The 21,959-nt window shown below is 55.2% G+C and carries 21 protein-coding genes; 4 read left to right on the forward strand and 17 right to left on the reverse strand.

Annotated elements, in window-relative coordinates:
• Positions 1–100 precede the first annotated feature (100 nt).
• Both IMQ33_RS13990 and IMQ33_RS13995 read right to left on the reverse strand, forming a co-directional pair.
• Complete coding sequence (locus IMQ33_RS13990; protein ID WP_196062355.1) at positions 101–1,294, reverse strand: amino acid aminotransferase; 1,194 nt, start codon at positions 1,292–1,294, stop codon at positions 101–103.
• A 147-nt stretch (positions 1,295–1,441) separates the two neighbouring features.
• Positions 1,442–1,909: an Lrp/AsnC family transcriptional regulator gene (locus IMQ33_RS13995; RefSeq protein ID WP_065684852.1), complete on the reverse strand. Its 468-nt coding sequence runs from the start codon at positions 1,907–1,909 to the stop codon at positions 1,442–1,444.
• Positions 1,910–2,133: 224 nt separating this feature from the next.
• On the opposite strand from IMQ33_RS13995, the gene IMQ33_RS14000 reads away from it, so the two are divergent.
• Positions 2,134–2,901: a transporter substrate-binding domain-containing protein gene (locus tag IMQ33_RS14000; protein ID WP_065684851.1), complete on the forward strand. Its 768-nt coding sequence runs from the start codon at positions 2,134–2,136 to the stop codon at positions 2,899–2,901.
• Positions 2,902–2,950: 49 nt separating this feature from the next.
• Here the strand turns inward: IMQ33_RS14000 and alr are convergent, their stop codons facing one another.
• Both alr and dnaB read right to left on the reverse strand, forming a co-directional pair.
• Positions 2,951–4,030 (reverse strand): alanine racemase, encoded by a 1,080-nt coding sequence (gene alr, locus IMQ33_RS14005; RefSeq protein WP_065684850.1) that lies wholly within the window; start codon positions 4,028–4,030, stop codon positions 2,951–2,953.
• Between the two features lie 17 nt (positions 4,031–4,047).
• Positions 4,048–5,460 carry a replicative DNA helicase gene (gene dnaB, locus IMQ33_RS14010; RefSeq protein WP_024483977.1) on the reverse strand — a complete coding sequence of 471 codons (1,413 nt, stop codon included), beginning with the start codon at positions 5,458–5,460 and terminating at the stop codon, positions 4,048–4,050.
• A gap of 168 nt (positions 5,461–5,628) precedes the next feature.
• Between dnaB and IMQ33_RS14015 the strand changes: the two genes are divergently transcribed.
• Positions 5,629–6,618 (forward strand): quinone oxidoreductase, encoded by a 990-nt coding sequence (locus tag IMQ33_RS14015; protein WP_196062356.1) that lies wholly within the window; start codon positions 5,629–5,631, stop codon positions 6,616–6,618.
• Between the two features lie 299 nt (positions 6,619–6,917).
• Here IMQ33_RS14015 and pspG read toward each other — a convergent pair whose 3' ends face one another.
• The 3 genes from pspG to IMQ33_RS14030 form a co-directional block, all read right to left on the reverse strand.
• The gene (gene pspG, locus IMQ33_RS14020) at positions 6,918–7,136 is read right to left on the reverse strand and encodes an envelope stress response protein PspG (protein WP_021180810.1); all 219 of its coding nucleotides are present in this window, start codon (positions 7,134–7,136) and stop codon (positions 6,918–6,920) included.
• A 158-nt stretch (positions 7,137–7,294) separates the two neighbouring features.
• A complete protein-coding gene (gene dusA / locus IMQ33_RS14025; protein WP_196062357.1) occupies positions 7,295–8,305 on the reverse strand; it encodes a tRNA dihydrouridine(20/20a) synthase DusA in 1,011 nt (336 codons plus the stop codon).
• Between the two features lie 153 nt (positions 8,306–8,458).
• Positions 8,459–9,031 (reverse strand): sugar O-acetyltransferase, encoded by a 573-nt coding sequence (locus tag IMQ33_RS14030; RefSeq protein ID WP_065684848.1) that lies wholly within the window; start codon positions 9,029–9,031, stop codon positions 8,459–8,461.
• Between the two features lie 220 nt (positions 9,032–9,251).
• Between IMQ33_RS14030 and zur the strand changes: the two genes are divergently transcribed.
• On the forward strand, positions 9,252–9,761 hold the full coding sequence (gene zur / locus IMQ33_RS14035) for a zinc uptake transcriptional repressor Zur (RefSeq protein WP_065684847.1): 510 nt from the start codon (positions 9,252–9,254) through the stop codon (positions 9,759–9,761).
• Positions 9,762–9,876: 115 nt separating this feature from the next.
• Here zur and IMQ33_RS14040 read toward each other — a convergent pair whose 3' ends face one another.
• The 4 genes from IMQ33_RS14040 to IMQ33_RS14055 all read right to left on the reverse strand — a co-directional run bounded on the left by IMQ33_RS14040 (position 9,877) and on the right by IMQ33_RS14055 (position 12,945).
• Complete coding sequence (locus IMQ33_RS14040; protein WP_024483982.1) at positions 9,877–10,086, reverse strand: CsbD family protein; 210 nt, start codon at positions 10,084–10,086, stop codon at positions 9,877–9,879.
• A 306-nt stretch (positions 10,087–10,392) separates the two neighbouring features.
• Entirely contained in the window at positions 10,393–11,733 is a 1,341-nt protein-coding gene (gene dinF / locus IMQ33_RS14045) for an MATE family efflux transporter DinF (RefSeq protein WP_196062358.1), read from the reverse strand.
• A gap of 111 nt (positions 11,734–11,844) precedes the next feature.
• Positions 11,845–12,453 carry a transcriptional repressor LexA gene (gene lexA, locus IMQ33_RS14050; protein ID WP_021180815.1) on the reverse strand — a complete coding sequence of 203 codons (609 nt, stop codon included), beginning with the start codon at positions 12,451–12,453 and terminating at the stop codon, positions 11,845–11,847.
• Between the two features lie 123 nt (positions 12,454–12,576).
• Complete coding sequence (locus tag IMQ33_RS14055; RefSeq protein ID WP_161713149.1) at positions 12,577–12,945, reverse strand: diacylglycerol kinase; 369 nt, start codon at positions 12,943–12,945, stop codon at positions 12,577–12,579.
• A 322-nt stretch (positions 12,946–13,267) separates the two neighbouring features.
• Here IMQ33_RS14055 and plsB point away from each other — a divergent pair, with 322 nt between their 5' ends.
• Complete coding sequence (gene plsB, locus IMQ33_RS14060; RefSeq protein ID WP_098929639.1) at positions 13,268–15,733, forward strand: glycerol-3-phosphate 1-O-acyltransferase PlsB; 2,466 nt, start codon at positions 13,268–13,270, stop codon at positions 15,731–15,733.
• Between the two features lie 69 nt (positions 15,734–15,802).
• On the opposite strand, the gene ubiA is transcribed toward plsB, so the two are convergent.
• From ubiA to IMQ33_RS14090, 6 genes are all read right to left on the reverse strand, one after another.
• Positions 15,803–16,669, reverse strand: coding sequence for a 4-hydroxybenzoate octaprenyltransferase (gene ubiA, locus IMQ33_RS14065; protein WP_065684844.1), 867 nt, complete (start codon positions 16,667–16,669; stop codon positions 15,803–15,805).
• Between the two features lie 17 nt (positions 16,670–16,686).
• Entirely contained in the window at positions 16,687–17,208 is a 522-nt protein-coding gene (gene ubiC, locus IMQ33_RS14070; RefSeq protein ID WP_021180819.1) for a chorismate lyase, read from the reverse strand.
• Positions 17,209–17,509: 301 nt separating this feature from the next.
• Positions 17,510–18,412: a maltose operon protein MalM gene (gene malM, locus IMQ33_RS14075; RefSeq protein ID WP_024528014.1), complete on the reverse strand. Its 903-nt coding sequence runs from the start codon at positions 18,410–18,412 to the stop codon at positions 17,510–17,512.
• 113 nt (positions 18,413–18,525) lie between these two features.
• A complete protein-coding gene (locus IMQ33_RS14080; RefSeq protein ID WP_029710986.1) occupies positions 18,526–19,821 on the reverse strand; it encodes a maltoporin in 1,296 nt (431 codons plus the stop codon).
• 29 nt (positions 19,822–19,850) lie between these two features.
• Positions 19,851–20,966: a maltose/maltodextrin ABC transporter ATP-binding protein MalK gene (malK, locus tag IMQ33_RS14085; RefSeq protein WP_059199032.1), complete on the reverse strand. Its 1,116-nt coding sequence runs from the start codon at positions 20,964–20,966 to the stop codon at positions 19,851–19,853.
• Positions 20,959–21,933: an alpha-amylase family glycosyl hydrolase gene (locus tag IMQ33_RS14090; RefSeq protein WP_161713148.1), complete on the reverse strand. Its 975-nt coding sequence runs from the start codon at positions 21,931–21,933 to the stop codon at positions 20,959–20,961. The genes malK and IMQ33_RS14090 overlap by 8 nt, the downstream gene beginning before the upstream one ends.
• Positions 21,934–21,959: the final 26 nt, after the last annotated feature.

A 21,959-nucleotide genomic window follows, 5' to 3' on the forward strand; every position in this document is an offset into this window, starting at 1 on the left:
CAGTCAGTATATTCTTTATCCCGTTGGCGGCAACCGCCAGCACCCAGAAACAACAAGGGGCGATATCGCTATCGCCCCTAAAATCACTGCATTCAGGCCGTTACTGCACCGCAGCAAAGGCCTCGGCCACTTGACGAACGTTATTGTGGTTAAGACCCGCTACACACATTCGACCGCTGTGGATCAGATAGACACCGAACTCTTCACGCAGCCGATCAACCTGAGCCGCGCTGAAGCCGGTGTAGCTGAACATGCCGCGCTGCTCGAGCAGGTAATCGAAGTTACGCTGCGGCAATGCCCCCTTGAGCGTTTCGACCAGCGCTTTACGCATCTCCAGAATACGGCTGCGCATGGACTCCACTTCGGCCAGCCATTGCGCTTTCAGCGGCGCATCGTTCAGCACTTTTGCCACCACCTGCGCACCGAAGTTCGGTGGGCTGGAGTAGTTACGGCGCACGGTCGCTTTCAACTGCCCCAGCACGCGTTCAGCAGCTTCACTGCTTTCACACACCACAGAAAGCCCACCCACGCGCTCACCGTACAGCGAGAAGATCTTCGAGAATGAGTTGCTCACCAGGCACGGCAAACCGGCAGCTGCGATGGCGCGAATGGCGTAGGCATCCTGATCCATTCCGCCGCCAAAGCCTTGATAGGCGATGTCGAGGAACGGGATCAGTTCACGTTCGGCGATCACTTTAACCACCTGATCCCACTGGGCATTGGTAAGATCGGAACCGGTCGGGTTATGGCAGCAAGGATGCAGCAGCGCAATGCTCTTGGCTGGCAACTGTTGCAGCGTGCTCAGCATGGCATCAAATTTCACCCCCAGCTTTTCACCGTCGAAATAGGGGTAAGTATTCACTTTGAAACCAGCACCACCAAAGATGGCTACGTGGTTTTCCCAAGTCGGATCGCTGACCCAAACCTGAGAATCCGGGAAATAACTTTTCAGGAAGTCGGCCCCGACTTTCAACGCACCAGAGCCGCCCACGGTTTGAATGGTGGCGATACGCCCCTGTTGCAGCATGGGATGTTCGGCACCAAACAACAGCTGTTGGATTGCGCTACGGTAAGGCTGTAGGCCTTCCATCGGCAGGTAGACCGAGGCTCCCTGTTCAACGCTGTTAAGTTGGGCTTCAGCAGCGGCAACGGCCTTCATCTGTGGAATGATGCCTTGCTCGTTGTAGTAAAGGCCAATACTCAGGTTCACCTTGTGCGCACGGGGATCTTTTTTGAATTTTTCCATCAGCGACAGGATCGGGTCACCTGCATAGGCTTCAACATTCTGGAACACGGGTTGGTTCTCCTGATTTTGGTTGTTCGGACACTGTCTAGGCCCTGCACCCTCCGCCTTGATTAGGGCTTTTGGGGCTGCGACAGCACCACGGTCAATTGAGGGACACAGCCTACTATAGCCACAAATTGGCGTTGGGTTTTAGCTTTATCTCGCCACCGGAAGCAAACCGTTTTCTTTGATCCGTTCCAGCACCACCGCCGTTTTGATATGTCCGACGCTTTTATGGCGGGAAAGCGTCTGGCTGATAAACTCACTTAACGTGGGCAGGTCTGCTACCGCTACTTTCAGCAGGTAGTCGGCATCGCCGGTGGTTTTATAAACGTCAACAATTGCGTCCACTTCTGCCAGCATCTGATGGAAACTGTCGATCAGCTCTTGGGTATGGGTCAGCAGGCTTACCTCTATCAGCCCCACCAGCCCCAATCCCACCGCCTCCGGTGCCAGCCGGGCATGATACCCTTTGATCAACTGGGCCTGCTCCAGGCTGATACGGCGGCGCGAGCATTGCGAGGCCGAAAGCCCGACCAGTTCGCTCAGTTCCTGATTGGTCAGACGACCATTGGCCTGTAACAGCGTCAGGATTTTCATATCAAAATCGTCAATGTTGTACATAGCCACCTGTAAAATGTGTTAATAAATGTTGACGCTACAGACTAGCAGTTTTTTTAGCCTTGCAACCATCGGTGCTGGCGGGTTGTGAGAGACATAGCAGCAAAGCCAGCTTCCTTGCTCAGAAATGGCATAAAAAACGGCCAAATTACGCAAACCAACAACAATTAACGGCAAAACCGCGCATAAAACCACAAATGTATTTGTCGATATGAAAAGGAAATTTGATGAAAAAACTATTGCCTCTCGCCTTGCTGGTCGCCACCGGGAGCGCCAGCGCACAATCCAATCTGGACAAGGTATTGCAGCAAAAAACGCTGACGGTCTGTACCACCGGCGATTACAAGCCCTACACCTTCCTGAAAGAGGATGGCAGCTACGAAGGCATTGATATCGCGATGGCAGAGTCGCTGGCCAACAGCCTGGGAGCCAAGGTGAAATGGGTAAAAACGACCTGGAAAACCCTGACACCTGACTTTGTGGCCGGGAAATGTGATATCGCCATGGGGGGGATCTCAGTGACGCTGGAGCGCCAAAAGCAGGTGTTTTTTGCCGAGCGGCTTGATACCGATGGCAAAATCCCGCTGGTGCGTTGTACCGACGTGAAAAAATACCGCACCGTTGAGCAGATTAACAAACCTGCAGTGCGGCTGATCGAGCCTGCCGGTGGCACCAACGAAGCCTTTGTTCGTGCCCATCTGCCCAAGGCCAACCTGACGCTGTCCCACGATAATATGGGCATTTTCCAGCAGTTGGTGGACCGCAAGGCCGACGTGATGATCACCGATGCCTCCGAAGCCCTGTACCAGCAAAAACGCTATCCCAAGCTGTGTGCGGTGAACCCGGATAAGCCGATGCAATACGGCGAGAAGGCCTATATGCTGCCGCGTGATGATATGAGTTGGAAGCTGTATGTCGATCAATGGCTGCACTTGAGCAAGGCCAGCGGGGAGTACCAGAAGATTATCGGCCAGTGGCTGGCGGTGAAGAAGTAAGCTGACGAATGCCTCCTCATCTTCTCCCGCAGGGAGAAGATGAGGGGAATTACTCGCCGATATATTCCATCGTGACGCGCTGGGTCAGTTTGGTGATCAGCTCATAGGCGCTGATGCCGCTAAAAGCAGCCACCCGTTCAACCGGCAGCTCATTGCCCCACAGCACCACTTCATCACCCACTTTATCGCTGGCATCCGGCCCCAGATCGACGGAAATCATATCCATGGAGACACGGCCGACAATCGGTACTTCACGTCCGTTCAGCCATACCGGCGTGCCAGAAGGCGCACTGCGTGGGTAACCATCGCCATACCCCATCGCCACTACGCCCAAGCGGGTATCTCGTTCACTCACCCATAGCCCGCCGTAGCCTACCGGCTCCCCGGCACGATGCTCACGCACGGCTATCAGACTGGATTTAAGCGTCATGGCAGGTTGCAGCCCAAAGTGATCGGCATAGGGCTCCTCCAACGGGGATACGCCATATAGGATAATCCCTGGGCGTACCCAGTCAAAATGAGCCTGTGGCCACAGCAAGATCCCGCCGGAAGCCGCGATCGACTTCAGGCCCGGCTTATCATTGGCGAAGCGCTCAAAGCAGCTGATTTGCTTTTCGGTCGCATCCACCAGCGGCTCGTCGGCACGGCTGAAGTGGCTCATGATATTGACCGGCTGCACCACGTTGCGACAGGCGCTCAAACGCTGGTAGAACGCCTCTGCCTGTTCCGGACGCACGCCCAGACGATGCATACCGCTATCCAGCTTCATCCATACCGACACCGGGTGCGCCAGTTCAATCTGCTCCAGCGCCTCGAGCTGTTCGATGCTGTGAACGGCGGTTTCGATATTATTCGCCACCAGCGCGGGCAGATCTTCAGCACAGAAGAACCCTTCCAACAGCAGGATCGGTTTAACGATGCCACCGGCACGCAGCATCAACGCTTCGCCGATACGCGCGACGCCGTAACAGTCAGCATCTTGCAAGGTGTGAGCCGTTTCCAACAGGCCATGTCCATAGGCGTTGGCTTTCACCACGGCAATCAGGCGGCTTTGCGGCGCCAAGCGACGGATCTGTTGCAGGTTATGTCGCAGGGCGCGGCGATCGATGACAGCAGTTGCCGCTTTCATTTCAATTCCTTAGCTGATTATTCATCATCATATTGTGGCCCCGCATAATTATCGAAGCGCGACCATTGGCCGTTAAAGGTCAGGCGTACGGTACCGATCGGGCCGTTACGCTGCTTACCCAGAATAATTTCGGCAATCCCTTTCAGATCGCTGTTCTCGTGATAAACCTCATCACGGTAGATGAACATAATCAGGTCAGCATCCTGCTCGATGGAGCCGGATTCACGCAAATCGGAGTTAACCGGGCGCTTATCGGCACGCTGCTCCAAACTACGGTTCAACTGCGACAGCGCCACCACCGGCACCTGCAGTTCTTTCGCCAAAGCTTTTAGCGAGCGGGAAATTTCGGCAATCTCCAAGGTACGGTTGTCGGAGAGTGACGGCACACGCATCAACTGCAGGTAGTCGATCATGATCAGGCTGATCCCGTCATGTTCACGGAAAATACGCCGTGCGCGGGAGCGCACTTCGGTGGGCGTCAGGCCAGAGGAGTCGTCAATATACATATTGCGCTTCTCCAGCAGGATCCCCATGGTGCTCGAGATCCGCGCCCAATCCTCATCATCCAGTTGGCCGGTACGGATACGGGTCTGATCCACGCGCGACAGCGAGGCCAGCATACGCATCATGATCTGGTTGCAGGGCATCTCCAGGCTGAAGATCAGCACCGGTTTATCCTGCGTCATCGCAGCATGTTCGCACAGGTTCATCGCGAAGGTGGTTTTACCCATTGCCGGACGGGCCGCGACGATGATCAAGTCAGACTTTTGCAGACCGGCGGTTTTCTTGTTGAGATCGTGATAGCCGGTGTCTACGCCGGTAACACCGTCGTGCGGCTGCTGATAGAGCTGCTCAATGCGGGCGACGGTATCTTCCAGAATACGTTCGATGCCTTTGGGGCCTTCATCTTTGCTGGCACGGTTTTCCGCGATCTGGAATACCCGGGATTCGGCCAGATCGAGCAGATCTTCACTACTACGCCCTTGCGGATCGTAACCCGCATCGGCGATTTCGTTGGCGACGGAGATCATTTCACGGACGACCGCACGTTCACGCACGATATCGGCATACGCACCAATGTTGGCCGCACTAGGGGTGTTTTTCGATAATTCTGCCAGATAGGCAAAACCTCCCACCGTCTCCAGATCGCCCCTCTGTTCCAACGACTCGGACAGCGTGATCAGGTCGATAGGCCGGCTCATCTCCAGCAGACGCTGCATTTCGGTAAAGATCAGGCGGTGTGGGCGGCTGAAGAAGTCGTTGGCGACTACGCGCTCCGCCACGTTATCCCAGCGTTCGTTATCCAGCATCAAACCGCCCAACACGGACTGCTCCGCCTCCAGCGAATGTGGCGGCATCTTCAGCCCTTCCATCTGGCGGTCTCTGGGTTCGTACGTGTTTGTCTTGTTGGTTGGTTTTTTGCCTGCCATGAAGCCTATTCTTTATTCAGTTGCGAATGGGGGGTAGCTGACGCAAGAGTATACGTGATTTTCAGTCATGATTCCCTGCGCAAAAAAGGATTAATCACTGCGCAACGGGCTAGATAGTCTGGGCTGATAAGCGTAGGGTGAAAACAGCCATTTAAACGAGGTAGCGACATGTCAAAACGCATCCAATTCTCCGCCACCGGCGGCCCGGAAGTGCTGCAGTATGTTGATTTTATTCCTGTCGATCCCGCAGCGGGGGAGGTTCAGGTCGAGAACAAGGCGATCGGTATCAACTATATCGATACCTACGTACGTAGCGGCCTGTACCCACCAGCAAACTTCCCAAGCGGGTTAGGTACCGAAGCGGCCGGGGTGGTCATCAAGGTCGGGGCAGGTGTCAGCGCGGTCAAACCGGGCGATCGCGTGGTTTATGCCCAGTCCGCACTGGGTGCCTACAGCGAAGTTCACAACGTCCCGTTGGAAAAGGTGGCTATCCTGCCGGATAACCTCACTTTCGAACAGGGTGCTGCCTCGTTCCTCAAAGGGTTGACCGTACATTATCTGCTGCGCCAAACCTATGAGGTCAAGCCAGGCGAGGTATTCCTGTTCCATGCCGCCGCCGGGGGGGTTGGGCTGATCGCCTGCCAGTGGGCCAAAGCGTTGGGTGCCAAACTGATCGGCAGCGTGAGTTCTGACGAGAAAGCCGAGCAGGCAATGCGTGCCGGCGCGTGGGCCACCATCAATTATCGCCAGGAAAACATCGCCCAGCGCGTAGCTGAACTGACCAACGGCGAAAAGGTTAACGTGGTCTATGACTCCGTAGGGCAAAGTACTTGGCAGGACTCATTGAACAGCCTGAAGCGCCGCGGACTGATGGTGAGCTTTGGTAATGCCTCCGGCCCGGTTACCGGCGTCGATCTGGCATTGCTCAATCAGAAAGGCTCACTTTACGTCACCCGTCCTTCGCTCAATGGTTACATCACCAACCGTCAGGAATTGCAGTTTGCCAGTAACGAGCTGTTTTCGCTGATTGGCAGCGGTGCGATTAAAGTTGATGTGAAAGCGACACAGAAGTTTGCTCTGGCAGATGCCCTGCGGGCACACCAGACCCTGGAAAGCGGCCAGACCAGCGGCTCCAGCCTGCTGATCCCTGGTCTGTAACGCCACAATAAAGAAAGGGCCCCATCAGGAGCCCTTTCTAGTTTACTGCGTTTTGTAGGGGTAGAGCAGAGTCCGCCAGAGATGGGGGTTGCTTTAAGCAACACTCTTGTCAGCTCTCGCGGTGATGAAAATGATTAGCATCACTGCTGCGGGAGTCATCCTAGCAGCCTCGATAAGTAAAAAATATGTTTAATATGCCGCATTCGCATTTAAAACATCAAGCTGTGATCCCCGCCACACTGGCAAGCAATCTGCAGGGTGAGTTTCAGCGTGACTGACTGATATTTAGGCAAAAAATCTTAATAGCGCCGTATCTGAGGTTTCTGCATAGAGCGGTATATCCACACGCCAACCACCGCCAGGATCAGCCACGGCAGCAGTTTAAACACCATGGCAAACAGCCCGCCCAGTAGCATAAAAGCCGCGGCCACAAATAACGCAGCCATCACGCCCAACAGTGAAATACCGGTTACCAGCAGCATGGCGACAAAGCCGATCAGAAAGAACAGTTCTAACATAGGTTGCTCCTTGGCAAAACAATAGGTCTGTCTTGTTCTTTACAAGAAACGTGCCAACTTGAAGTTAATGATAACTTATTGAAATAATGAAAAAATGGCGCCACACCGGGTGACGCCATTAGTCAAAAAAACCAACTTTTAGTCAAGTTTTTTGCCGATTATGCCATTTCAGTGCGAGGTGAGCGCACCAATGCCAAAGCCTGTTCGACGGTGCGCACATCAGCTCCTGGTTTATGGGCATTTTCACTCAGATGACGGCGCCACTGCCGCGCACCAGGGATCCCCTGGAACAAACCGAGAATATGGCGAGTGATGTGGCCCAGATAGGTGCCGTTCGCTAGCTCGCGCTCGATATACGGATACAGCGATTCGATAATCGCCACGCTGTCCATCACCTCGCTCTGGCGGCCGAAAATCTCGCTGTCTACCCGCGCTAGAATGCCTGGATTCTGGTACGCCTCGCGCCCCATCATCACACCGTCCAGATGTTGCAGATGCTGTTGGGCTTCTTCCAGCGTTTTCACGCCGCCGTTGATCGCAATGGTCAGCGCCGGGAAGTCACGTTTCAACTGATAAACGCGCGGATAGTCCAACGGAGGGACTTCGCGGTTTTCTTTCGGGCTCAGGCCAGAAAGCCAGGCTTTACGGGCATGAATGGTGAACATATCGCATTCCCCACGCCCAGCAACGGTAGAGATAAAATCGTACAGGAACTCATAGCTGTCCTGGTCATCGATGCCAATACGGGTTTTAACCGTCACCGGGATCGACACCACGTCGCGCATCGCCTTGATACAGTCGGCCACCAAGGTCGCCTGCCCCATCAGACAAGCACCAAACATGCCGTTTTGTACCCGATCTGACGGACAACCGACGTTTAGGTTGATCTCGTCATAGCCACGCTGCTCCGCCAGTTTGGCGCAGTGCGCCAATGCTGCCGGATCGCTCCCCCCTAACTGCAATGCCACGGGGTGTTCTTCCTCGCTGTATGCCAGATAGTCACCTTTACCGTGGATGATCGCACCGGTGGTCACCATTTCTGTGTACAGCAGCGTTTCCTTGCTCAGCAGACGATGGAAGTAACGGCAATGGCGATCGGTCCAGTCCAACATAGGAGCAATGGAGAAACGATTGGCGGCGTATTGGGTGTTGTTAATATCTTTCGTCATGCTGAGTTACTGGCTACCTGATAAGTCCGGGACTCGACAACCGACGCGCTGTGCCGATGCCGCAAACGGCTATTATAACGACAATCCACGCTCTTGGGAAAATCGTCGTTCATCCTGATTAGGATCTCAGAGCGATAACGTTTTCACACGACCTTATTCCAATTGTCGGATCACGCGGCACGGCTGCCCAAGCGCCAACACGTTAGCCGGAATATCCTCGGTCACCACGCTGCCCGCGCCGATGGTGGTGCCATCACCAATGGTGACTCCAGGCAGGATCACTACGTTGCCGCCAATCCAGACGTTACTGCCAATCACCACCGGCCTGGCTGAGGTATGGAACGGAAAATCGGCATTGCCGGTAAACCGCTCACTGGCCTTGAGAGGGTGGCTTGGCGTGTAGATTTGCACGTTCGGGCCAATCAGCGTGTTATCGCCAATGGTGATGGTGTTGCAGTCAAGAAACACCGCATTGACGTTGATAAAACAGTTCCTGCCAATGCTGATATGCTGCCCGTAGTCGCACCAGAACGGTAATTCAATCCAGCTGTCATCCCCCCAGGCCGCAAGCAGCTCACGCAACAGACGCTGTTTCTCTTCAGACTGATGTGAATCCAATGCTGTGAGCTGTTTAGTCAGGCTCCGCGCCCGATGGTACATGGCAATCAGCTCATCATCACGACTGTTATATACCTCGCCGCGCAGCAATTTCTCTCTTTCTGACATCCCAGGCTCCTGAAAGGTTTGGCTCCATATGGGTTATACCGCCGTGCCCGAGTGGAACCTATGACATAAAGCGGCAAACCGTGACCTGCATCTCATTCTGCCTAGTCTTGCTGCGGAAAATCGCCCTATTAGCCGCGTTATCCAGGGAAAGCGGGGCAACCCTCGGCGATTGCGTTGAAACATGATAAAATCGGCTTCTTTGCATAGCCGGATAATTGCCATGAACTCAACCAACCAGGAAAAGCTGCTCGCGCAGGCTGAACAACTCTGTCAGCAACGCAACGTGCGACTGACCCCGCAACGGCTGGAAGTGTTACGCCTGATGGCTGAGCAACCCGGCGCCATCAGCGCTTACGATTTGCTGGATTTACTGCGTGTGGCAGAACCGCAGGCCAAGCCACCTACGGTCTATCGTGCACTGGATTTCTTGCTGGAACAGGGGTTTATCCACCGCGTTGAATCGGCAAACAGCTATGTACTGTGCCACCACTTCGAACAACCTATGCATACCTCTGCCCTGTTTATCTGCGATCGCTGCGGACAGGTCACGGAGCGTACTACCGAAGGGGTGGAAGAAACCTTGCAGAAACTGGCTCAAGAATCAGGGTTTGTGCTGCGGCACAGCGTAGTGGAAGCCCACGGTCTGTGTTCTGGCTGTGTGGTGGTAGAAAATTGTGAGAACCAACACGATTGCGATCATGACCACAGCATTGTGGTAAAGAAAAAATAAGCGGATTAGATTGCAGGAGGGAGCGGGTACATCCTTGTTCCCGTGGCCGTGGCAGGGGGGAAATCTGCCAGGCCGGATGGTGTCGTAGCGCCGCAATACTCAGCGGCTCATCGCGCTACCAACGATACTTGCTGTGTTCTTCCCAGGCTTTGACTTCTTTTTCGGCTGCCTCTTTCTGGTAGCCATAGCGTTCCTGGATTTTACCGACCAGCTGTTCGCGTTTCCCTTCGATCACGGTGATATCGTCATCGGTCAGCTTGCCCCATTTTTCCTTCACTTTACCTTTAAACTGCTTCCAGTTACCGTCGGCTTGATCTTTGTTCATAATCTCTCCGTTACTCTTGGTTGTCAGTTTTAGATAAATCTGGCTGGACTTAACTGAGTCAAATTTAAGGTTATCTAATGCGTCCGTTGCCAATTAAGCGCGGGCTTAATTCGCCAGCCACGTGATTAACTATAGTCACCCATCACGAAAAGCGCTCGAAAAGCAGCATGAAATAGGGTTAGGAAAAGTCTTAATAGCAAAAAACGCCATTAAAACAGTAAGCAAGCGAAGCATAACAGCCCCCGACACATGTAACTAAATGTGAATACCCATCCAGAATCATCAACTAGTCTGGCCTATGTATCGCTAGTTAGGGGATGAAAACCAGGTGCCTTGCACGCTATGACGGTGCCAAACCCAGCCCAAAGCAGCCCCGCGCAGTGCCAGGAATACCGCCAGAGCCAGCCATAAACCGTGGTTGCCTAATACCGGCAGGGTGAACAACGTCAGCCCGTAGCCCACTGCGGCTACCGCCATGCTGTTACGCATTTCTGCTCCACGGGTGGCGCCGATAAACATGCCATCCAGCAGGTAGCACCAAACCCCCACCAGGGGCAGCACTACTTGCCAAGGCAGATAATGATTTGCCAGCGCACGCAATTCCGGCAGCGAGGTTAAGCCCGCCACGATCTGCTGCCCGGCAAACAGATAAATAACGGCAAAACCACAGGCAACCAGGCAAGCCTGCCGACAGGCTGCACGCCATACGTTATGCAGTTGCCGCCCGTCCCGCGCACCATAGGCGTGGCCGGAATGGGCTTCCACCGCGTAGGCAAAACCATCCAGCGCGTAGGCGGTAAAGGTCAGTAAATTCATCAGCACCGCATTCACCGCCACCACTTCTCCGCCCATGCGGGCTCCCAGAATGGTTAACGAGGCGAAACACAGTTGCAGTAATAACGAGCGCAGCATAATGTCGCGGTTAAGTGCCAGCAGGCGGCGCAGATCCCCACGCCAGGCGGTACGCAGCATCGCCAGCGAAATCCCCCGCATGCGTAGTACCCGCCATGCTAACCACAAACCTAGCAGCAGCGTGGAGTACTCCGCAATCACCGTGGCAGCCGCGGCCCCCTGCACGTTCCAACCCAACCCCATCACCAGCCAGATATCCAGCACGATGTTCAGCAGGTTACCGACGATCAGCAAGATCACCGGCGCCCGCACGTACTGAACTCCCAGCAACCAGCCGAGCAGCACCATATTGGCCAACGCCGCCGGAGCGCTCAGCCAGCGGATCTCCAAAAATAGCCTGGCCTGTACCAATACTTCCCGATCGCCCCCCACAATGTTCAGCGCCAAGGTGATCAATGGGGCTCGCAACAGCACAATCGCCAGCCCGGCCACCAGCGCCAACAATAACGGCTGCATAAAGGCGCGAGCCAGCCGGTAGGGATCTTGCGCCCCCAGCGCCTGCGCAGTCAGCCCGGTGGTGCTCATACGCAGGAACAGCAACAACATAAACAGGAAGCTGGTGGCCATTGACCCCACCGCGACCCCGCCAAGGTAGCTAGGGCTATCGAGATGGCCGATAACGGCGGTATCCACCAGGCCAAGCAAGGGCACGGTAATATTGGAGAAGATCATCGGCAACGCCAGACGCCACAGAGCTTTGTCGGTGTTGCTGGTGAAGGCAGAAAGCAGGCGCATGGCGATATGTTCCCGTAAAAGCATGGATTTTAGCGTAGCTTAGAAATGACATCGCCCCAGAGATGGGGCGAAGTTTGCCGTTTTAAAGGGCTGTAATACGAGGTAAAGCGGTTAGATCCAGTCACCGTTGCGGATCACACCCACCGCCAGGCCTTCGATGGTGAAGTTCTGCTGGCGCAGATCGACCACGATCGGTTGGAATTCACTGTTTTCTGGCAGCAGTTCGACGACGTTACCGTGTTTCTTCAGGCGCTTGACCGTGACCTCGTCTTCAATACGGGCGACGACAACCTGGCCGTTGCGTACGTCTTGAGTCTTATGCACTGCCAGCAGATCGCCATCCAGGATGCCGATATCTCGCATCGACATGCCGCTAACGCGCAGCAGGAAATCGGCATTAGGCTTGAACAGTGAAGGATCCACCTTATAGTGCCCTTCAATGTGCTGCTGAGCCAACAGAGGTTCACCGGCAGCCACACGGCCCACCAGAGGTAACCCCTCTTCATCTTCCATCAGCAAGCGGATACCGCGTGATGCACCGGAGATGATCTCGATAACGCCTTTGCGAGCCAGCGCCTTCAAGTGCTCTTCTGCAGCATTTGGTGAGCGGAACCCCAGGCGCATTGCGATCTCGGCACGCGTCGGTGGCATGCCCGTTTGCGAAATATGATCGCGAATCAGGTCGTAGACCTCTTGCTGTCTGGTAGTTAGTGCTTTCATTCCGCCCCCTGTTTGTTTATACAGTCTTGCTGTGAGTATATACAGCTAAGTCTGGATTGGGAACCGAAGAATAAATAAAAATCAGCAGGTAGCGAGCGGGATCGCAACGATGCCTGCCGGTTTTCACGCCAAATGCTGCCAAAGTACCGAAACCCAAACGAACAGCGCCAGAATGATTGCCAGCGATACCGCCGCCGAGCCCATATCTTTGGCCCGCCCGGAAAGCTCGTGATATTCCGTACCCACGCGATCGACAACGGCCTCAATCGCGCTGTTGAGGATTTCGACAATCATCACCAGCAGCACCGAGCCGATCAACAAGATGCGCGCTATCGCCCCCACGTCCAGCCAAACCGCCACAATGATAGCGACTACCGTCGCCACCAGTTCCTGGCGGAATGCGGCTTCGTTCTGCCAGGCAGCGGTTAAACCTTTATAGGAATAGCCCGCAGCTTTAATGATACGCGTCAGGCCAGTTGCTTGATTTGCCATAGTTAAGAACGCCTTTCTCCAAGATGGATCATGTACCCGTCGTGTTGCAGCTGCAACGTTCCAGACAGATTTGCCAGTCCAATCACATTTTTATCGCAGCGCAGTATACAGCAAGGTTGGAATACCTTAATCACCTAGCTATGTCATACCAATGCCGCGAGCGCATGAATGCGCTAGAGCGGCCAATTTGATATCCATCAGGTATAATTCAACTATGTACTTCCATTGCCGTGAACGGCCGTGGATTTCCCAACGCCACAGATCTGCTACCCGGTTTCTGGTATGCTTGCGGCGAATTGCTAACAAGAGGCTTCACGTTGTCATGTCAGGTTGGCGTAAAATCTATTATAAGATATTGAACTTACCACTAAAAATGTTGGTAAGAAGTAAGGTTATCCCTTCAGATCCGGTCACGGAGTTAGGGTTGGATCCCTCACGACCGATTTTGTATGTTTTACCTTATAATTCCAAGGCGGATTTACTCACCTTGCGCACCCAGTGTCTGGCGCAAGATCTGCCCGATCCCCTTAACCCGTTGGAAATCGATGGCACCGTGCTGCCAAGCTACGTGTTTATCCACGATGGCCCACGCGTATTCCGCTATTACACCCCCAAAGAAGAATCGGTAAAACTGTTCCACGATTATCTGGATCTGCACCGCAGCAACCCGGATCTCGATATTCAGATGTTGCCGGTTTCGGTGATGTTTGGCCGCTCCCCAGGGCGCGAAGGCCACGGCACGCCGCACCTGCGCCTGCTGAACGGCGTACAGAAGTTCTTCGCCGTACTGTGGCTGGGGCGCGACAGCTTTGTCCGTTTCTCCAACACCGTGTCCCTACGCCGGATGGCGACCGAGCACGGCACCGATAAGACCATCGCGCAAAAACTGGCCCGTGTCGCCCGCATGCACTTCGCTCGTCAGCGCCTTGCCGCCGTTGGGCCAAGCCTGCCTGCCCGTCAGGATCTGTTCAAAAAGCTGCTGTCCTCCAAGGCGATTGAAAAAGCGATCGAAGACGAAGCGCGCAGCAAAAAGATCTCCCACGAAAAGGCCCAGCAGAACGCAATTGCGCTGATGGAAGAGATTGCCGCCGATTTCTCCTATGAAACGGTGCGCCTGTCCGACCGCGTATTGAGCTGGACCTGGAACCGGCTGTATCAGGGTATCAACGTCACCAACGCCGAGCGTGTGCGTCAGTTGGCGCAGGATGGCCACGAGATCGTCTATGTGCCGTGTCACCGCAGCCATATGGACTATCTGCTGTTGTCCTATGTGCTCTACCATCAAGGGCTGGTGCCACCGCATATCGCAGCGGGTATTAACCTGAACTTCTGGCCTGCCGGGCCGATATTCCGCCGCCTGGGCGCGTTCTTTATCCGCCGCACTTTCAAGGGCAACAAACTCTATTCCACCGTGTTTCGTGAATACCTCGGTGAGCTGTTCACCCGTGGTTACTCGGTAGAATACTTTGTTGAAGGTGGTCGTTCCCGTACCGGCCGCCTGCTGGAACCGAAAACCGGCACCCTGTCGATGACCATTCAGGCCATGCTGCGCGGCGGTACCCGTCCGATCACCCTGGTGCCGATTTATATCGGTTACGAGCACGTGATGGAAGTAGGTACTTACGCCAAAGAGCTGCGTGGTGCGACCAAAGAGAAAGAGAGCCTGCTGCAAATGGTGCGCGGCTTGCGCAAGCTACGCAACCTCGGCCAGGGCTACGTGAACTTTGGCGAACCGCTGCCGTTGACTACCTACCTGAACCAAAACGTCCCGCATTGGCGTGAATCTATCGACCCGATCGAAGCACAGCGCCCAAGCTGGCTGACGCCTGCGGTCAACGATCTGGCGGCTCAGATCATGGTGCGTATCAACAACGCTGCCGCCGCCAACGCCATGAACCTGTGTTCTACCGCGCTGCTGGCCTCACGCCAACGTTCGCTGACCCGTGAGCAGTTGCTTGAGCAGCTGGAATGCTACTTACAGTTAATGCGTAACGTGCCTTATGCACCGGACGCCACCGTACCAACACAAACGCCAGACCAGTTGCTGGATCACGCTTTAAACATGAACAAGTTTGAAGTGGAGAAGGACAACATCGGTGACATCATCATTCTGCCGCGCGAGCAGGCGGTACTGATGACGTACTATCGCAACAATATCCATCATATGTTGGTACTGCCTTCACTGATCGCGTCTATCGTGATGCATCACCGACGCGTGTCGCGCGTTGAGCTGCTGCGTCAGGTCAGCCTGATCTATCCGATGCTGAAGGCCGAGCTGTTCCTGCGTTACGACAAAGAACAGCTAGCCGAAGTGCTGCAACCGCTGATCGAAGAGTTGATACGTCAGCAGCTGATTTGTAGCAAAGGCGATGAGCTGGTGCTGAACCCTGCGCGCATCCGTCCGTTGCAGCTGTTGGCCGCTGGCGTGCGTGAAACCTTGCAACGCTATGCCATCACCATGTCGATCCTCAGCGCCAACCCAAGTATCAACCGGGGTGCCCTGGAGAAAGAGAGCCGCATTATGGCCCAGCGTTTGTCGGTGCTGCATGGCATCAACGCGCCGGAATTCTTCGATAAGGCGGTGTTCTCCACCCTGGTGGCGACGCTGCGTGAAGAAGGCTTTATCAATGATATTGGCGATGCGATCCGCGAGCACACCATGGAGGTTTACACCATGTTGAGCGATCTGATCACCCCGGAAATCAAGCTGACCATCGAAAGCGTGAGCATGCCGGAAGAAACCAATACCCCAGCGCTGGCGGCTGAAGTAGTAAAAGAAGACGAGTAACTTGCAGGCCCGTTACCACGAAAAAGGCATCCGATAATGGATGCCTTTTTACTTTTTGCGTTAGGCAAATCACACGTAGCTAAGCGCAATACCGATGAACAACACCAAGCCAACGTAGTTGTTATTCAGGAAAGCACGGAAGCAGGCATCGCGCTCGCGGCCAGCCACCTGCTTTTGCTGATGGATAAACAACGCCCCGGCCAGCAACAGTGACCAGTAAAACGCGCCCCCCAGCTGCATCAGATAACCCACCCATAACATCAGCAACAACGTAGCAAACTGCAACAACCCGACGATCAGCTTGTCATGGCGGCCAAACAGCACCGCGGTGGACTTGATCCCAATCTTCAAATCGTCGTCACGATCGACCATGGCATACAGGGTATCGTAAGCTACCGTCCAGCAAATGTTGGCCAGAAACAGCAACCAGCAGCTCAGTGGCAGCGACTCGCTGACAGCGGCATAGGCCATCGGGATCGACCAGCCAAACGCCGCCCCCAACACCACCTGAGGCAGATTGGTCACCCGCTTCATAAACGGGTAAACCCAGGCCAGCGCCAGAGCCGCCAGCGACAACCAGATGGTCATGGCGTTCAACGTCAACACCAGCGCAAAGGAAACCAGCACCAGCGAGACAAACAGGATCTTGGCCTCTTTTTCACTGACGCGGCCGCTCGGCATCGGGCGGCCAGCGGTGCGTTTCACATGCCCATCGAAAGCGCGATCGGCATAGTCATTCACCACGCAACCCGCAGCACGCATCAGGAAAACGCCAAGCACAAAGACCAGCAATACCGACGGCGAAGGAACTCCCCCCCCTGCCAACCACAATGCCCACAAGGTGGGCCACAGCAACAATAGCGTGCCAATCGGCTTATCGATACGCATCAGATGGCAATAGGCCTGCCATTTGCTTTGAATCACGCTCCCTTCCAAAGTTCTTTCTCCCCTAATTATGCCGGAGTGCCCTTTTCCACCGCATACAGTGGAGAGGCCGGTAGAAACAGTTCCGTCAGTAACAATGGTTTTCCCGCCAGACGGAGGCGAGAACGCCGCGCCCACAGATCCTTCTGCTGGCCAACATGGATATAATCACGAGTCAGGCTTTCACTGCTGAACAGATAACGGCCCAGTGGCAACGTCCCCAGATCGACCAGTGCCAGATCCGGCCCGGTCAGTGTTTCCTGTGGGATCACCGTACGCCCCAGCAGCCAAGGCTCGCCGTCACCCAGCAAGACGATCTCACGCAGCCAATAGCGCTCGCTATGTGGCAGATGAACCGCCTCTTCGGCAAGCTGGTCACGAGTGATGAAGCATTCACGCTGAGGTTCTACCTGCACGCGGCCACAATGGCGCTCAAAACGGCGGGTCATGGAACCTAACTCCATCAGCCAATCGCTAACGGCGGCAGGTATTGAGGAATGTTCAGACAACCACTCAATAGGCGGCAGGATGGGCTCCCTAATGTCAGACATTATGCTACTCCAGGCCGGAGGCTACGTGCCGCGCCAAGCCATACAAACTGTTAACAGAAATTCATTGTAACGCAGAAATGCAAAAGCGGCAGGCAGATTCGTGACGTAACGCGTCCCCCCATTATCAAGGGGAAAACGGCAGGCTGTCGTAGTGGAAGATGTCATAACGAAAGGGAGTTCGCGCTGTTGGCGCCAGGCTTGGGCAAGGAAGCCCCCGTCTGCTGGATATAAATAACTTGCGGATGAAAAAAGGTACGCCGAAGCGCACCAATCATCAAGCCAGCATCGGTAGCGTGGGGGATTACCCCTTGCCTTTCACGCTGCCAATAAACGTTTCACGAGCGGTGGTGGAACCCAGTTTTTCAGCCTCATTCATCAGTTTCAGCGCCTTATCAATATCCCCCGCCTTGACCGCCTGTTTGATGCCGTTATTGAAGTAAGCCTCGGTATCATTGAGCATCGGCTCTGCCGGTGCGGTGGCAACCGGTGCTGGTGCCGCAACTGCCGGAGCGGTGGCACCCACCACGACCGGTGGCGTTGCCGGAGCCGATTGCAGCATGCCAATCATGATGTTGCTGGCCCCTTGTTCTGCTGTCACCTTCAGCTTCAACGTGCCGCTGGTGCTGTGGCTGGCGATCGGATCCGGGATGTCCGGTACCGCGTTACCCACCCCTTGGGCGTAGGCTTTGGCCGGGTTGGTCAGGATGGTGGTTTTAGCCAGATCCTGCTGGGTGGTGTACACCAACAGATAAATCTGTTTTTGCCCCAGCGCAGGGGTCAGTTTCAACGTGCCCTCCAGCCGATCGGCGGACATCACGCCCGGTGGCTGGTAAGCGAAATAGCTGCTCGGATAATAGGCCGCCGGGCGCATATGTTCATCCAGCACCAATACGCTTGGGGCATAGATTGAGTTTTTATTGGCCAGACTGCTCAGTTGGATTTCCAGCGATCCCCGATCGGCCGGCAGCGCAAATGCGGCAACGGCCCCCTGGATCTGGCCCTGGTTGATCTGTGGGCTGACGGTATTGAGTTGGACATCCTGGGTCACCGGCGGTACCAAGGGCTGCCAAGGCAAACTTTGCAGGGTGGCGGCACTGATGGCCGGTGCGACAGAAACGTTGGCCGGAGTATCGGCATAGGTCGCCAGCGGTGCGCCGACGGTCAACGCCAGAGACAGGCAGAGTGACAGTAGATTTTTTTTCATTGTTATTACCCTCTCGCTTTAAGCGTGTATCCCGGCAGCGGGCAGGCAAGCGCACTATTGCCGGTTAAACGGTAAGAGGGAGGGCGTGCAGACGCCCTCCCGTCAAGCCAGTATTACCACCAGATTTCCATCTGGGCACCGAAGGTGACTTCGCTGTCTTTACCACGGCTGAAGGTATGCATGCTGGTATCGTTATAAGCCGTACCTGCGTTGTAGCCCGCACCGGAATCGTTGTTTGCGTAGCCCCACTTCTCATCCCAGTTGGCGTAGGTCGCGAAGACACGGATCGCCGGACGTGACCAGATGCTGTTACCCGCTTGCCACTGTTGTGCCAGGGTGACTTTGTATTGGCCGTTGCGATCGCCAGTACGTTGAGACTTCACGTTGTCGTAGCCAACTTCCATCAGGGTGCTCATGATTGGCGTCCATTTGTACATTGGGCGCACGCCCACGGTGTACCAGGTGGTGCCGTTGTCATTGTCGCGGTTAACGTCCTGATACATGGCAACGTACATCATTGCCCAATCATCGTTGAAGTCGATGGCACCGTGATCCAGCACGCGGATCATCTTGCCGTTGTTATCAATGGAAGAGCCTTGGCTGCGGCCGTTGTTCTGCGCAGTCATGGAATCGGTAGCGTACTGCACCGTGAATTTGTTGAAGCCGCCCAGGATGCTCTGGGTATGTTCCGCAGTAAACATCCAACCGTCTTTACTTGCCCCGTCGACCAGGTGGTAACCGTCTTGCTCATTGGCACGGCCATAATCCACACCCAGTTCCAACGTACCGCCAGGGTTCAGCTCAAGGCCAGCCAAACGCAGGTCGTAGGTATCGTTGACGGTTGGACGCTCGTCACGTTGATTGTCGATATAGCCTAAGGAACCACCGGATTCGGTGTTACGGGTCACGGCAGCAGACAGCTTGCCGAAGCCCAGATCGATATTTTCCAGACCGGCACCAGGACCTGAGATGTCCCAGTAGTAGAAGTCGATCATATGAACGTCATGACGTTGATAGAAGCGCTTACCGGCCCACATGTTGGCACCTGGCAACGCGTCGATCAGGTTTTTACCCTGCACGTTAACTTCACGGAAGGCCGGGCTGGTGGATTCCCAGTCAGACTGTTGCGACACGGAATAGGCCACGTTGGTGTCGAAGTAGAAGCTCTTGTCGCCCTCTTTCCACACTTCCTGGCCCAGTTTCAGTTCCGCATAGGTTTCACATTCGTTACCCAGACGGTACTTACTGCTGGCACCGGTGGTCTGGAAACACTGTTGCTCACCGCCGCTCCCGGTCCAACCGATACCGGAACGTGCGTAGCCGTGGAAATCCACCGCCATCGCTGATGAGGATAAGACACCGGCGGCGACAGCCAGAGTCAGAGGAAGTTTGCGCAGAGTAGTCATCATTATTCTCCTGTTATACAGACCTTGATGCTTTAAACACCCGGTTCCTGATGCAGCCGTTTACACGCCGTCCCGTCCTCGCGGAACAGGTGGCAGCGGTGTGGCGGCAGGCCGATGGCGAATGTTGCACCTTCTTCTACCAGCACCACGTCGTTCTGGCGGTAAACCAGGTTTTGACGAATTGCCGGAATTTGGATGTGGATTTGCGTCTCGTTGCCGAGCTGCTCAACCACCTGTACCTCACCCATCAATGTCACTTCAGATTCGGAACTCGGTAACAGATGTTCTGGCCGGATGCCCAACGACAGGTTGGCCCCAACCTCAATGCCCTCTCCTTCAACCGGTAGCCATACCAATTGGCGATTGGGCATCGGCAGTTCGATCTGTACCCGCAGCGCTTCCACACCGGTCACTTTCACCGGCAGGAAATTCATTTTTGGCGAGCCGATAAAGCCCGCGACAAAGCGGTTGGCCGGGTAGTGATAGAGTTCCAGCGGCTTACCGATCTGGGCCACACGTCCGGCGTCCAGCACCACGATTTTGTCAGCCAGCGTCATCGCTTCGACCTGGTCGTGGGTGACGTAAATCATGGTGCGCTGCAGCCGCTTGTGCAGACGTGAGATCTCAATGCGCATCTGCACCCGCAGTGCGGCATCCAGGTTGGAAAGTGGTTCGTCCAGCAGGAATACATCGGGTTCAGCCACCAGCGTACGGCCAATCGCCACACGCTGACGCTGTCCACCGGACAGGGCTTTTGGGCGTCGGTCCAGCAAATGCGCTAATTGCAGCACTTCGGACACCTGATTAACCCGCTGATTAATTTCCGCTTTTTTAGCCCCGGCCAGCTTCAGGCCAAACGACATGTTGTCGGCCACGGACAGATGCGGATACAGCGCGTAAGACTGAAACACCATGCCGATACCGCGCTCGGAAGGCGGCACCTCATTCATCCGTTTTTCGCCGATGAACAGATCGCCAGAGGTAATATCCTCAAGCCCGGCGATCATGCGCAGCAACGTTGATTTACCGCAGCCGGATGGCCCGACAAACACCACAAACTCGCCGTCATCGATAGTCAGATTGACGTCTTTGGAAATCACGACCTCGCCGAAGGCCTTATAAACGCTGCGCAGTGTGACGCTAGCCATGCGTTACTCCCCTGCTTTCGCAGTTAACATTTCGTGTGAAGATGGCGGAACCGAAGCCCGCCAAGACCCATTGATGACCCTCTTGCTGCGCACCGTACTGCCATGCCATAGGCTTGGTCGCCTCAGCCGGTGCGGCCGGCTGAGTATAAGGCTGTAGGTTGATCAGCGCTTCAAGGCATTGATCCTGATGGGTAATAAGTAAGCGAATAACGCCATTTTCCTGGCTAATCTGGTTCAGAGCACCACATTGGATCACCGGGTGCTGACGCAGGGCCAACAGAGCCTGGCAGTAACGTAAGGTTGAATGGTGGTCGTGTTGCTGGCGGCTGATGGCCAACGCACGGTGTTCTATCGCGACCTGTTGGTACCAGTGGATCTCTCCTGCGGTGACCTGCTCCGGCGCTTCATGCCAAGGCATCGGGGTTTGTGCCCCCTGCGGTTCTTGCAGATCCGCCGCGTGTGGCAAGCCCAATTCTTCGCCCTGATACAAACAGATAGGAGCGGGCAGCAATGCCAGCAGGGTCAGGAAAGCCTGCGCAGAACGCAGATCGCCTTGCCCCCAATGGCTGACCACCCGCGGCTGATCGATTTCGCCAGTGCTCCAGACTTTTTCGCCCAGTTGGTGACGATGCGTATGTAATACCTCCACCAGCTTTTCGCAGCTGAACGGCACCACTTCCAGCGCCAACGCGCTGCGGGCATAGTGCTGTTCGGGAGCGGCACTGCGGCAGATACGCTGAGTGCCTTCACTGTGCCAAAGTGCCAGCCCGTGCCCGGCCACTTCCGCTCCAGCCTCTGGCGATAACGCCTGCGGCAATAGCAGCCCGTCCACCGCCAGTGCTTTCAGATAGGGCAATGCCGCCATCATGCCGCGCACGTCGCCCACACCATCGCCGTTTCCATCGCGGAAACTGACCGGATGGATCCGGTACAACGTAGGGTGAGTAGCGGTACGCACTGGTGACATAGGTCCGGGTTCCTGCAGCGTTAGGC

Origin of the sequence: Serratia sp. Res13-Sevr-LER1-36-b (assembly GCF_015673035.1) — a bacterium.
In the GTDB taxonomy this organism is placed as follows: domain Bacteria; phylum Pseudomonadota; class Gammaproteobacteria; order Enterobacterales; family Enterobacteriaceae; genus Chania; species Chania fonticola_C.